The sequence below is a fragment of the Streptomyces sp. Y20 genome (assembly GCF_043195475.1).
Taxonomy (GTDB): Bacteria; Actinomycetota; Actinomycetes; order Streptomycetales; family Streptomycetaceae; genus Streptomyces.
This window is the reverse complement of record NZ_JBIDDP010000003.1, coordinates 273,843-286,872: the sequence shown is the minus strand read 5'-3', so window position 1 is coordinate 286,872 and position 13,030 is coordinate 273,843. Positions and strand designations below refer to the sequence as shown.

Genomic DNA, 13,030 nt, shown 5'->3' with positions numbered 1-13,030 from the left:
CCCAAGGAGCGGCAGGCGGACCGGCCACCGGGACCGATGAGTCCCTGGCGGTTCGTGGTCTGGTTCGGGACCGTCAGTCTGCTCGCCGACTTCGTGTACGAGGGCGCCCGCTCGATCACCGGCCCGCTGCTCGCGTCGCTGGGGGCGTCCGCGCTGGTCGTCGGTGTCGTCACCGGTGCCGGTGAGGCGGCGGCGCTGGGGCTGCGCCTGGTCTCCGGCCCGCTGGCCGACCGTACCCGCCGCTTCTGGGGGCTGGCGATCGCCGGATACGCCCTGACGGTCGTGTCCGTGCCGCTGCTGGGCGTCGTCGGCGTGCTGTGGGCGGCGTGCGCGTTGGTGATCGCCGAACGGGTCGGCAAAGCGGTGCGCTCACCCGCCAAGGACACCCTGCTGTCGCACGCCACGGCCGCGACGGGGCGCGGGCGGGGCTTCGCCGTGCACGAGGCGATGGACCAGATCGGCGCCCTGGTCGGCCCGCTGCTGGTGGCAGGCGTGCTCGCGATCACCGGCAACGACTACGGTCCCGCGCTCGGTGTGCTCGCCGTCCCCGGGGTGGCCGTGCTGCTCCTGCTGCTTCGGCTGCGGGCCCGAGTGCCGGACCCCGAAGCCTACGAACGCGAGGTGACGCCCGCGGCGCCACAGACGAGCGACGGCCGTCTGCCGGCGGCGTTCTGGACGTACGCCGCCTTCACCGCGGCCACCACCACCGGGTTCGCGACCTTCGGCGTCCTCTCCTTCCACCTGGTCGAGCGGCATCTGCTGAGCGCCGCGTGGGTGCCGGTGCTGTACGCGGCGGCGATGGCCGTCGACGCCGTCGCCGCGCTCGCGACGGGGTGGCTGTACGACCGCGTCGGCCCGCGCGTGCTGATCGCGCTGCCCGTGCTCACGGCGGGCGTGGTGGCGCTGGCCTTCACGAACACACTCGCCGTCGCGGTGGCCGGATCGCTGGTGTGGGGCGCGGCCATGGGCATCCAGGAGTCCACACTGCGCGCCACGGTCGCCGACCTGGTGCCCAGCGGGCGCCGGGCGACCGCGTACGGGCTGTTCGCCGGGGTGGTCGGTGCGGCGAGCCTGGCCGGCGGCGCGCTGACGGGCGGGCTGTACGGCTACTCGATTCCGGTGCTGATCACGGTGGTCGTCGCGATCCAGATCCTGGCCGTCGTGCTGCTGGCCGTCACACGCGTCACGCGGCGCTGAGCACCGGCCTCCCGCCGTCAGCGGGTCAGCCCGTACGGCGGTGACGGGTCGGCGTCGGCGATGTCGATGAGCTGCGTCGGCGCGGTACGGCCGACGGCCGGCTCGCCCCACGGCTCGTGGCGGGTGCGCCCGTCGTGTGTGCGCGGCGCCTCGTCGATCCGCCGCTCCAGCCGCACCGGGCGGCCGTCCAGCATGGGCAGAACTACCCGGGCATCATGCGGACCCGTCCGGGCGGCATGCCGTCTGAGCCGGCAGCTTCCTGCGGAGGGATACGAATCGGCGCGAGAGTCATTCCTTCCCGGTCACGGCAACCCTTGTGTGCGCGGCGGCGACTGACGGGTAACAGGGGCCGCGACCAAGGCCCGTTGCGCCAGAAGGACATTCCGTTGCCAGATCAGAACCGCTCTCATCGCCGCCGTCCGGCAACCCGCCGCGTGCTCGCCGCCGCCGTGGTGCTCGCCGCCGCGGGTGCCGCCGTGCCGCTGGTCGCCCGGGCCGCCCACACGCCGAAGGCCCGCACGCCGACCCTGGCCGCCGCGGCGGCCGGCAGTGGCCGCTACTTCGGTACGGCAGTGGCCTCGGGCAGGCTCGGGGACTCGACGTACTCCACGATTCTCGACCGGGAGTTCAACATGATCACCCCGGAGAACGAGATGAAGTGGGACACCACCGAACCGTCCCGCGGCAGCTTCGACTTCGGCTCCGCCGACTCGATCGTCAGCCACGCCACCGCGCACGGGCAGCGGATGCGCGGCCACACCCTGGTGTGGCACAAGCAGTTGCCCGGCTGGGTCAAGTCCATCACCGACCCGAACACGCTGCGCAGCGTGATGAAGAACCACATCACCACCGAGATGGCCCACTACAAGGGCAAGATCTACGCCTGGGACGTGGTCAACGAAGCCTTCGCCGACGGCTCCTCCCAGCACCGCGACTCGGTCTTCCAGAACCTGCTGGGCAACGGCTTCATCGAGGAGGCGTTCCGCACGGCGCGGACCGCCGATCCCTCGGCCAAGCTCTGCTACAACGACTACAACATCGAGAACTGGTCCGACGCCAAGACGCAGGGCGTCTACAACATGGTCAAGGACTTCAAGTCCCGCGGTGTACCCATCGACTGCGTCGGCTTCCAGAGCCACTTCGGCGCCGGTGGCCCGCCGTCGAGCTTCCGGACCACCCTGGCCGACTTCGCCGCGCTCGGTGTGGACGTGCAGCTCACCGAGCTCGACATCGCCCAGGCGTCGCCGACGGCGTACGCCGACGCTGTCCAGGCGTGCATGAACGTCACCCGATGCACGGGCATCACCGTGTGGGGCATCCGCGACAGCGATTCCTGGCGCACCGGTGAGAACCCGTTGCTGTTCGACGCGGGCGGCAACACGAAACCCGCCTACAGTGCGGTGCTCACCGCCCTGGGCGGCAACAGCAGCGGCACACCGGACGGGGGCGGCATCACCTCCGGCACGGTCTACACGCTCTCCGACGTGGCCGCCGGACGCGTTCTCGACGAGCCCGCGGGACAGAACGGCAACGGCACCCCGCTCCAGGTGTGGGACGCCAGCGGCGCCTCCAACCAGCAGTGGCGGGCCGGCCGCAACAGCGACGGCTCCTACACGCTGACCAACGTCGCCAGCGGCCGGGCACTGGACGAGCCGGGCAACCGGACGGGCAACGGAACGAGAATGCAGGTCTGGGACTCGAACGGCGGCGCCAACCAGCACTGGCGAGCCCACCGGAACGACGACGGCTCCTACACCCTCACCAACGCCGCCAGCGGCCGGGCGCTGGAGATCCCCGGCAGCCAGACCGCCAACGGCACCCCCGTCCAGGTCTGGGACTCGGCCGGCGGCGCCAACCAGCACTGGAACCTCAGGACCGCGACGCCCAGGCCGACGGGTGCCACGTGTGCTCTTCCGTCGACGTACCGGTGGACGTCGACGGGTGCGCTGGCGCAGCCGTCGAACGGGTGGGACGCAGTGAAGGACTTCACCGACGTGGTGTACAACGGCAAGCACCTTGTCTACGCGTCGAACGTGTCGGGATCGTCGTACGGCTCGATGATGTTCAAGCCCTTCACGAACTGGTCGGACATGGCGTCGGCCGGCCAGATCGGGATGAGCTCGCCGTACGCGGTGGCGCCCACGCTGTTCTACTTCGCGCCCAAGAAGATCTGGGTGCTGGCGTACCAGTGGGGTGCGTGGCCCTTCATCTACCGCACGTCGAGCGACCCCACCAACCCCAACGGCTGGTCCTCACCGCAGCCGTTGTTCACCGGCAGCATCCCCGGCTCCAAGACCGGCCCGATCGACCAGACCCTGATCGGTGACGGTCGGAACATGTACCTGTTCTTCGCCGGTGACAACGGCAAGATCTACCGGGCGAGCATGCCGATCGGGAACTTCCCGGGTAACTTCGGCTCGTCGTACACGACGGTCCTGAGCGACACTGAGGCGAACCTGTTCGAGGCGCCGCAGGTCTACAAGGTTCAGGGCCAGAACCAGTACCTCATGATCGTTGAGGCGAAGGGTGCGAATCAGCAGCGCTACTTCCGCTCCTTCACGGCCTCCAGCCTGAACGGTCCGTGGACCCCGCAGTCCGCCGGCGAGAGCAATCCCTTCGCGGGCAAGACCAACAGCGGTGCCACCTGGACCAACGACATCAGCCACGGTGATCTGGTCCGCGACAACCCCGACCAGACCATGACCATCGACCCCTGCAACCTGCGGTTCCTCTACCAGGGCAAGTCCCCCACCGCGAGCGGCCCCTACGACCGGCTGCCGTGGCGGCCGGGTCTCCTCACCCTGCGACGCTGACCCGCAACCGCACCTGCCGACCGATACTCACCGCCTTGAGGAACCCCAGCCGTGCGTCGGCTGGGGTTCCTCTCTTCTGTGGACCTTCATCCTGGGTACGGACCGAAGTACTGCGACGCCACCGCGGATACCGCAGGGCCGTCCCGCTCACCCGGACGTCGGGGTGTCCGTGGACAGGTCAGGATCGGGCACCGCGCGGTGACATCAGCAGCAGGCAGGGGGACGACGCCTCTGGCGTCGTCCCCCTGCCCTTGATGCACGACCGCTGCCTACTTGAGCGCTGTACCACCCGAGTTGTGGTAGGCGATGGTCTTGCTGATCAGGTTTCCGCCGTCGGTCTCGACGGATGTCTGTTCCTGCTGCCCCGGACCGAACAGCAGGCCGGCGACATGCGCGTTCGCCACCTGGTCCATGTGCGCGAAGAACCAGTCCACCTTGTCGTCCTTGTAGTGGTTGAGGGTGTTGTTCTGCGCCATGTTGCCCACGGGGATCTGCCACAGGACCACCGGCTTGCCCACGGACTCGGCCATCGTCTTGTAGAACCTCAGCGAGTCAGCGGCCTTCTGGTCGCTCCAGAAGGCGTCACGGCCGCCGTGGGCCGGCTGTGCGTACCAGCCCGCGTCGCGGTCCGACACGTCGGTGACCAGGAAGTCGGCGTTCGGTGCCCCGAGGCTCGCGTAGTCCTTGACGCATCCCTGGGTGTTGTTCTGCCAGTCCCAGCAGGTGAGGTGGAGCCCCACGGCGGTGTGCGGCGCGTACTTGTGCGCCATCGAGATCAGGCAGCGGGAGAGTCCGGCGGCGCTGTTCTCCTGCGATCCGCAGTCGGCCGGATTCGCGGCCGAGACCTGCGCGGCAACCTTGTGCGGATCGCCGAGCGACCGGACGTATCCCCAGAAGTCGGGTTCGAGGTCGATCATGTCGTGCGAGTCGCCGATCTTCCGGAGGAAGAAACGGTAGTCGTTCATGTACCGGGTGAGCAGGTCAAGCCGGTTGATGGCCACGACCTCGCCCGGACCGTCGCCCTGGCCCGCCAGATCCCCGAGGTCGCGCAACGAGTACCAGGTCCAGAGCATCTTCTGCGGGCGCGGGCGGCCCTTGTACTTCGCCTGGGCCACCTGGGCGTCCCGCCAGGTCACATAAGTGCCCGGTGCCGTGGTGCTGCCGTTCCAGCAGCCCCACCAGCTCGACCACGCGGCCTGGCAGAGCGATGCCGAGTAGGAGGCCGACGAGGGCGCGGGCCGGCTGTGCACATAGGCGTACCGCACGTCGAACGGCGCGGCGGCCGCCGAGGCGTCGGACATCGAGCCGCCGATGAGCACCGCGCTACTGCCCATGAAGCGTTTCGTCGAGCTGCCGCCACCGGCCGCGGGAGACGACGGCGACGACGGTCGCGTGCCGCTCGGAGCCCGGCTTGCAGGAATGCTGCCGCCCTGCGCGGTGGGCGTGCCGGTGCTGCCCTTGCTCCCGGCCGGGACGAGCTTCCATTGCTGATCGGCGCCGCCCCGGTCGCGGTCCTGGACGACGTGGTCACCGTCGGCCTTGGACGCGTTGTGGACCTCGACGGCCTTGCCACTGAAGCGATTGATCAAACGTACGTAGCCGTCCGGCGACTTCGCCAGTTCGAACTGCTGGTTGGTGCCGTTCAGGTCGCTCCACTGCACGAGGTCGGAGCCGTTCTTCTTCGACCAGTGGTGGTCGTCCAGCACCTTGCCGGAGTTCCGGTTCTGCAGCCGGTAGTAGCCGTCGCCGGCGTCGATGAAACGCCACTGCTGGTTGGCCCCGCCGTGACGGCCCCACTGCACCACCGCCGCGCCGTCGTTCGTGGCGAAGGCGCGGTCATCCAGCACCTTGCCGCTGTTGCGGTTGACCAGCACGTACCACGCCTTCGGATCCACGGGCTGCGCTGAGGCGCTGCTGACCACCACAACGGCGCCGGCCACGACAGCCATCACAACGGCCGCCCAGACACTCCGCCGTGCGAACAACCGCCGGCCGCGATGTGTCACTTTTCGTCTCCCCGCGGCGGCTGGATCGGTCGAGCGGTACGCCGCCGATGACGTGGGTGGGCGAGGGGGCATGTCTGTGCTCTCTTTCAGCCGTTGCATCTGACCGGACCACCTGGCCGGGCAGGACTGAGTGGTTCGGGCGGCCGAAAAGGTTGCCGCGCACGCGAAGATCCACAGATTTTCTGCCGGCCAGGCCATAGCGGAACGGACCGGCGAAGTGCGACGCCGGTACCGCACCTTGACGTGCGGCTTCGGCCGCCGCAGCCGGGTCCGGCTCTGCCGGCTCTCCACCAGCCGGTCCTGCACCATCCGCTTGCCGGTGGCCACCGTGACCGGCACCACCGCGCCCGGCCCTCGCCGACGGCCACGCGTACACCGTGGACGGGCGGTTCGCCGTGCATACGAGTGCGGGCAGCAGGACCGCCGGCGCGGGGTGCCGTGCGCATCACTGATCGCATGACGGTCGGCAGGGACTGACCTGCAGGTCGACCACGAAGGCGCCGCGGGTCAGGGAAAACTGCACTCGGTAGTTCCTGCGTACAGCAGGTGGGTCACCGGCGTCCCCACGACCCACCCGGCAAGCACCGGGTACCGCCCGGCTTCCTGCTCAGGAGCCGCGCCGCCATCCCGCAGGGGTTCGCGGAGAAGGAGCCGGACGGCCTCCTCTTCGCCGGAGAGAACGGCGTCCCTTCCGCCGCTCGACCTTCGGGCGGAAGCGGCGCAGGGCCAGGGCGAAGGCCGGCACGCCGGAAGAAGTCCGCTTCTACGACCTCCGGCACCTGGTGCGCTTGTGGTGCGGCGCGGCTCAGCGCTGCGGGTCGGGCGCCGGCTCGATGACGTCGGCCCAGACCCGGTCACTCCACGGGTTCCCCTCCGCACCGATGCGTCCCGCGACGACATCGTCGAGGAAGTGCGCCTGAGCCACCCCGACTGTGTCGTCCGGCCACCACAGCGAGTCGCACTCGGTGCACAGGAAGAAGGGTGTCCCATCGTCCTTGAAGCGGTACGGATGGACCCAGTCCTGCTCGCAGCGCGGACAGACCCGCTTGGTTGGCATGACCGGCACGGTATCCCGGACGGAAGTGCCCGCTTTCCAAGTCTGTCGGGGGCTCACAGGACGTTGTACAGGCGTGTCCACCTGGGTTCATGCGCGGTTGGCCACCACCTCCAAAACGGTGAGGAGGCCCGCCTGAACGGCCCTGCGCGGTGCTGAATGGGACGGAAACCGAGACGGCCTGTTGTCCCGGCCGGTCCTCCCGTTGTTCGGGGATCAACCACCGCGGCGAGCATTGCACTGACGCAGTTATCACTGTCCAGGTCTGCCCGCCGACCGAAGCAGCGTGGGCAGCGTGTCAGAGGGCGCCGATGTTGCCTCAGGGGCATCCTGGGGGCACTGGTGAGCGCCGGGGCGACCGACGAGGAGGGTCCGGTCATGAGGGAGTCCTCGCAGGGCGTGACGGTCGTGGCTCTCCTGGCGGATCCGGACGCGCCGACGGAGGTCGCGCAGCGCATGGCCCGGATGCTTCCTGATCGGCTCGCCGACAGGTCGGGCCAGGGACGGCGGTTCGACGTCGAGGTGGTCAGTGAGCCCTTCACCGCGGGGACCGAGGACCCGCCCGCCTTGATGCACCGGATCATGGACCGCGGAAGTGCGGAGAGTTGGGACATCGTCGTGGCTCTCACCGACCTTCCGCTGCACTCACATGGGCGCAAGCTCGTGGTGGATCTGAGTCACGAACACGGCTTGGCGCTGCTGTCTCTTCCCACGCTGGGGGGCTTCCGGCTGCAGACGAGGGCCCGGCAGGCCGTGGAAGAAGCCGTGCTCAGCTTGGCGGGCCCGCAGGCCACCGGGCCTGAGGGGCCTCCGGGAAGTCAGCCACTGCGGGGGCCCTTCATCGGTCGTCTCGCGCCCGTCCATCCGGGCCAGGTCGGTGCGGAGGAGATCGCCGACCTGCGGTACATCATCAGTGGGCCGCGCGGTTACCTGAGGGTGCTCCTCGGTATGGTCCGCGCCAACCGGCCGTGGCGTTTGGTGCCGGGCTTGTCGAAAGCCCTGGCGGCCGCACTCGCCACGGGAGCAGTCGCCACCGTGAACTCCACCATCTGGACCCTGGCCACCTCCCTGAGCACGCCACGCCTGGTGATCGCCATGGTCGGGTCTGTCGCTCTCATGATCGGCTGGCTGATCGTGGACGCGAACCTGTGGCATCGAACGGATGAGGTTTCGCCGGAGGCGAGGAAGAGGGCGGCTCTCTACAACGCCTCGACGGTCCTGACCGTGGGTATCGGGGTGATCGCCTGCTACGTGGGTTTGGTGGTCATCAACCTGGTGTGGGCGCTGTTCATCCTCAACGACCGGGTGTTCGCTTCCACGACACGAACCCCGCTGCACGCCACGGAGTACTGGACGCTGTCCTGGTTCGTCGCTTCGGTCGCCACGGTGGGCGGCGCGCTGGGATCGGGCCTGGAGAGCGACGAGGCGATCCGGGCAGCCGCCTACTCCAAGCGCGAACAGGAGCGTCGCAGGGCGCTGCAGGACGACGACGGTGACTAGCGGGTGACCTCAGTCGGAGATGTGCCGTCGGTCGGTGGTCGTCGGGGTCCGGAGATTGCGCTGATCGGTCGGTACGTGGTGGTTTCGCCTCGGGGGCCGACGGGGACCCGCACGGCACGCCGCCGGAGCGCCGAAGGTCCGCCTGGCGGGGCCGGCGGCAGAACGGCCGTTTCATCTGATCCAGGTGAACGGTTCCCAGAGGCGTGCCGGAGCCCCGGGCCCCGTCGCAGCACTTTTGAGAGTCAGGCTCGCTGCGCCTTCCCCATCACCGCCATGCCGCGACATCAAGGGAAGCCACCATGAAGGCAGCGGTATACGAAGGACCGCGAACGGTCACAGTGAAGGACGTACCGGACGCGAAGATCGAACATCCCTGCGACATCGTCGTCAAGATCACCGCCACCAACATCTGCGGTTCGGACCTGCACATGTACGAGGGCCGTACCTCGTTCGAGTCCGGCCGCACCCTGGGACACGAGAACATGGGCCAGGTGGTGGAGATCGGCTCGGCCGTCCGCAAGGTCCAGGTGGGGGAGTACGTGGTCCTGCCCTTCAACATCGCCTGCGGCTTCTGCAAGCAGTGCGAGCAGGGTCTGACCAACTACTGCCTGACCATGCAGCCGGAACCGGCCCTCGCCGGAGCCGCCTACGGATTCGCCGACATGGGCCCCTACCAGGGCGGCCAGGCGGAGTTGCTGCGCGTGCCCTACGGCGACTTCAACGCGCTGCGTCTGGGCGAGGACGCCGCCGAGCGGCAGACCGACTACGTGATGCTCGCCGACATCTTCCCCACCGGCTATCACGCCACCGAGATGGCCCACGTCAAACCGGGCGACCAGACGATCGTCTTCGGGGCCGGCCCCGTCGGGCTGATGGCGACCTATTCCGCCCTCCTCAAGGGCGCCGGCCGGGTCTGGACGGCCGACCATCAGCCCGACCGGCTGCGCAAGGCGGAGGAGATCGGGGCCATCCCGATCAACACCGCCGAGCAGAACCCGGCCGAGGTCGTCAAGGAGGCCACCCTCGGTCTGGGCGCCGACAACGGCTGCGAATGCGTCGGCTACCAGGCACACGACCCCCAGGGACACGAGGACGCCAGCCTCACGCTCAACGGTCTGATCGAGTCGGTCAGGTTCACGGGTGACATCGGCGTGGTGGGCGTGTTCCTGCCCCAGGACCCCGGCGGCGCGGAGGCCCAGGGGGAGCTGGAAGCGCAGGGCAAGGTCCCGATCGACTTCGGCATGATGTGGTTCAAGGGCCAGCACATGGGTACCGGGCAGGCTCCGGTGAAGAAGTACAACCGGGCGCTGCGGGACCTGATCGCCGGCGGGAAGGCGAAGCCGAGCTTCGTCGTCTCCCACGAACTCGGCCTGGACGAGGCCCCCACCGCCTACGAGCACTTCGACGCCCGTGACGAGGGCTGGACCAAGGTGGTCCTGCACCCCGACGGACACGGCAACGGCCACAAGCAGTAAGCACAGGGCCGCCGCCCCTGCTCCCCGCAGGACAGGGCCGACCGACGAGCGGCGTCCGGCCCCGGCTTCGGCCGGGGCCGGACGGGCGATCGTCGCCAGCGCTCCTGCCATACCTGAGCAGCGGCGATCAACCGTGTTCGGCCGGTAGGCCGGACGGCGGAACCGCGGAACCCGATGACGCTGGTTGAGGATTGGATGCCGGCCACGCGGAAACTCCGGCGTTGTCCGCTGTGCACTCTTCACCTTCTCACTCAAGTGGCCCGCCTTTCCGTTCACTTCACCGCACGTGGGGAGCACTCATGAAGACAGACACCCGTTCCGCCACCCGTCTACGGCACGATCCGCTCGTCCGGGGCATCGGCTGGGCCAGTGCGCTCCTGGGCGTGCCGCAGGTCGTCGCCCCGGCGGGTTTCGCCCGGGCCCTGGGCGTGGACGACGCCTTCCGGCACCGCTCGGCCACGACCGCCGTCGGTGTGCGTGAGCTGGCGGCGGCGACCGGGCTGCTGGGGCGGCCGCATCCCGCCTGGCTCTGGGGCCGCGTCGGCGGCGATCTCATGGATCTGACGATGCTGACCCGGGCCCTGAGGAATCACAACGGTCGCGGCCTGGGCCGCACCGTTGCCGCGACCGCCGCGGTCACCGCCATCACGGCCACGGACGTCTATGCGGCCGTGACCCGCACCCGCAGGAGCGCCCCCATGGAACTGACCGCCACCACCACCGTCACCCGGTCACCGGGCGAGGTCTACGCCCTCTGGAAGGACCTGAAGCGACTGCCGGACTTCATGGCGCACCTGGACGAGGTGCGCGTCACCGGTCCGCGCACCAGTCACTGGCGGGCCAGCGCCCCGTTCGGCAAGGCGGTCGAATGGGACGCCGAGACCACGCAGGACGACCCCGGCCGGCTGATCGCCTGGCGGTCGGTGGACGGCGCCGACATCGACAACTCCGGCGAGGTCCGCTTCGTGGCCGCCCCCGGCGGCCGGGGCACCGAGATCCGGGTGACCTTGCGCTACGACCTGCCCGGCGGGGCGGTGGGCAAGGCCGCGGCGCGCTACTTCGGCGAGGAACCGCACCAGCAACTGGATGACGACCTGCGCCGCTTCAAACAGATCGTGGAGGTCGGCGAGGTCGTCCGCTCCGAAGGCGCACCCGGCGGCAAGCAGGCCCGCGGGGAGTTCCCGCAGCACCCGGCCCGACCGCTGACCGAGGACGAACTGAAGGAGGCCCTGGCATGAAGGCGAACTGCTGGACGGGACGCAACTCGGTCGAGGTGCGGGACGTCCCCGAACCGTCGATCCTGAGCAGCCGCGACGCCATCGTGAAGATCACCTCGACGGCAATCTGCGGCTCCGACCTCCATCTGCTCGACGGCTACGTCCCCACCATGGAAAAGGGCGACATCATGGGCCACGAGTTCATGGGAGAGATCGTCGAGGTCGGCCCCGGCGTCAGCGACAAACTCCGCGTCGGCGACCGGGTCGTCGTACCCTTCCCCATCGCGTGCGGCGCCTGCGCGTCCTGCCGCGCGGAGCTGTACTCGTGCTGCGAGAACACCAATCCCAACGCCGGCATCTCCGAGAAGTTCTTCGGCCACCCGACCAGCGGCATCTACGGCTACTCCCACCTCACCGGCGGCTTCGCCGGCGGCCAGGCCGAGTACGCCCGCGTGGTGCTCGCCGACGCCAACGTCCTGAAGATCGGTCCGGAGCTCACCGACGAGCAGGTGCTGTTCCTGTCCGACATCCTGCCGACCGGGTACATGGGCGCCGAGATGTGCGACATCCAAGAAGGTGACGTCGTCGCCGTCTGGGGCGCCGGTCCGGTCGGCCAGTTCGCCATGGACAGCGCCCGGGTCCTGGGCGCGGAGAAGGTCATCGCGATCGACAAGGAGACCTACCGGCTCGACATGGCCGCCGCCCAGGGCTACACCACCATCAACTTCGAGGACACCGACGTACGTTCGGCACTGCTCGAACTCACCGGCGGCCGGGGCCCCGACAAGTGCATCGACGCGGTCGGCATGGAGGCCACACACGGTGCCTCCCACATCCACCTCTACGACCGCGCCAAGCAGGCGGTCCGCTCCGAGACCGACCGGCCACACGCTCTGCGCCAGGCCATCCTGTCCTGCCGGAGCGGCGGCGTGGTGTCGGTCATCGGCGTCTACGGCGGGCTGATCGACAAGTTCCCGGCGGGTGCCTGGATGAACAGGTCGCTGACCCTGCGTACCGGGCAGTGCCATGTGCACAAGTACATGAAGCCGCTGCTGGGCCTGATCGAGCAGGGCAAGATCGACCCCACCCGGGTCATCACCCACCGGCTGCCCCTGACCGAGGCACCGACCGGTTACGACCTGTTCAAGAACAAGAAGGACCACTGCGAGAAGGTCGTCCTCACGCCGTGAGGGTCGCGCCGGTGAACTGAGGCACCATGTCCCGCCGATACCGGCTTGCGCCGGTCGGACGTGGCCCCGGACCATGATCGGTCCGGGGCCCTTCGCCTGGTGCCCGGCAGGGCTCGGCCCTGCGGCACTCGCTTCAGGAGCTCGAACCGAGCCCGCCCTGGTGGCTGTCGTCGACTTGTGCGACGGCCGGACAGGGGATGCTTCCGAGAAGGCCGCGCTGATCTATCAGCACTCCGACGAGGAGCGGCAGCGGGACCTCGCGGCCGGCCTCGACGACCTGGTCCGCGCCGAACGTGCGAAGCACCACAGGGACAAGGATCACGACTCCGCGCACCACAACGAGAAACCCACGGGCAAGCTAGTCAGGCCCTTGTGGTGCGGATGTGGTGCGCACCCCGCTCACTTGTCCGGACAACAAAGAACCCCCGGGTCGATGACCTGGGGGTTTCGCGTGGAGCGGGTTACGAGATCGAACTCGCGCTCTCAGCTTGGGAAGCTCGGATTCTCTGAAGGCGCTACCCGTCCTGACCTGCGGTGGACCTGGAAAGGTGCGGAGGCGATCCCCGACTTGTTCCCCG

General features: G+C 69.1%; 10 protein-coding genes and 1 pseudogene. 7 read left to right on the top strand and 4 right to left on the bottom strand.

What is annotated here, in order from left to right:
- The first annotated feature begins 36 nt into the window (after nucleotides 1-36).
- A complete protein-coding gene (locus ACGFT1_RS09595; protein ID WP_373908466.1) occupies nucleotides 37-1,197 on the top strand; it encodes an MFS transporter in 1,161 nt (386 codons plus the stop codon).
- Between the two features lie 17 nt (nucleotides 1,198-1,214).
- Here the strand turns inward: ACGFT1_RS09595 and ACGFT1_RS09590 are convergent, their stop codons facing one another.
- Nucleotides 1,215-1,391: a hypothetical protein gene (locus ACGFT1_RS09590; RefSeq protein WP_373908465.1), complete on the bottom strand. Its 177-nt coding sequence runs from the start codon at nucleotides 1,389-1,391 to the stop codon at nucleotides 1,215-1,217.
- 192 nt (nucleotides 1,392-1,583) lie between these two features.
- On the opposite strand from ACGFT1_RS09590, the gene ACGFT1_RS09585 reads away from it, so the two are divergent.
- Nucleotides 1,584-4,010 carry a non-reducing end alpha-L-arabinofuranosidase family hydrolase gene (locus tag ACGFT1_RS09585; RefSeq protein WP_373908464.1) on the top strand — a complete coding sequence of 809 codons (2,427 nt, stop codon included), beginning with the start codon at nucleotides 1,584-1,586 and terminating at the stop codon, nucleotides 4,008-4,010.
- A 269-nt stretch (nucleotides 4,011-4,279) separates the two neighbouring features.
- Here the strand turns inward: ACGFT1_RS09585 and ACGFT1_RS09580 are convergent, their stop codons facing one another.
- On the bottom strand, nucleotides 4,280-5,959 hold the full coding sequence (locus tag ACGFT1_RS09580; RefSeq protein WP_373908463.1) for an RICIN domain-containing protein: 1,680 nt from the start codon (nucleotides 5,957-5,959) through the stop codon (nucleotides 4,280-4,282).
- Between the two features lie 693 nt (nucleotides 5,960-6,652).
- On the opposite strand from ACGFT1_RS09580, the pseudogene ACGFT1_RS09575 reads away from it, so the two are divergent.
- Nucleotides 6,653-6,795: pseudogene (locus tag ACGFT1_RS09575) on the top strand (site-specific integrase); the annotation flags it as partial.
- Nucleotides 6,796-6,821: 26 nt separating this feature from the next.
- On the opposite strand, the gene ACGFT1_RS09570 reads toward ACGFT1_RS09575, so the two are convergent.
- Entirely contained in the window at nucleotides 6,822-7,073 is a 252-nt protein-coding gene (locus tag ACGFT1_RS09570; protein ID WP_373908770.1) for a hypothetical protein, read from the bottom strand.
- Nucleotides 7,074-7,448: 375 nt separating this feature from the next.
- Here ACGFT1_RS09570 and ACGFT1_RS09565 point away from each other — a divergent pair, with 375 nt between their 5' ends.
- From ACGFT1_RS09565 to ACGFT1_RS09550, 4 genes are all read left to right on the top strand, one after another.
- The gene (locus ACGFT1_RS09565) at nucleotides 7,449-8,570 is read left to right on the top strand and encodes a hypothetical protein (RefSeq protein WP_373908462.1); all 1,122 of its coding nucleotides are present in this window, start codon (nucleotides 7,449-7,451) and stop codon (nucleotides 8,568-8,570) included.
- A gap of 299 nt (nucleotides 8,571-8,869) precedes the next feature.
- Nucleotides 8,870-10,045, top strand: coding sequence for a glutathione-independent formaldehyde dehydrogenase (locus ACGFT1_RS09560; protein WP_373908461.1), 1,176 nt, complete (start codon nucleotides 8,870-8,872; stop codon nucleotides 10,043-10,045).
- A gap of 299 nt (nucleotides 10,046-10,344) precedes the next feature.
- Nucleotides 10,345-11,283, top strand: coding sequence for an SRPBCC family protein (locus tag ACGFT1_RS09555; protein WP_373908460.1), 939 nt, complete (start codon nucleotides 10,345-10,347; stop codon nucleotides 11,281-11,283).
- Nucleotides 11,280-12,452, top strand: a complete 1,173-nt coding sequence (locus tag ACGFT1_RS09550) for a zinc-dependent alcohol dehydrogenase (RefSeq protein ID WP_373908459.1) — start codon at nucleotides 11,280-11,282, stop codon at nucleotides 12,450-12,452. The genes ACGFT1_RS09555 and ACGFT1_RS09550 overlap by 4 nt, the downstream gene beginning before the upstream one ends.
- Nucleotides 12,453-12,585: 133 nt before the next feature.
- Here ACGFT1_RS09550 and ACGFT1_RS09545 read toward each other — a convergent pair whose 3' ends face one another.
- A complete protein-coding gene (locus ACGFT1_RS09545; protein ID WP_373908458.1) occupies nucleotides 12,586-12,759 on the bottom strand; it encodes a hypothetical protein in 174 nt (57 codons plus the stop codon).
- Nucleotides 12,760-13,030 lie beyond the last annotated feature (271 nt).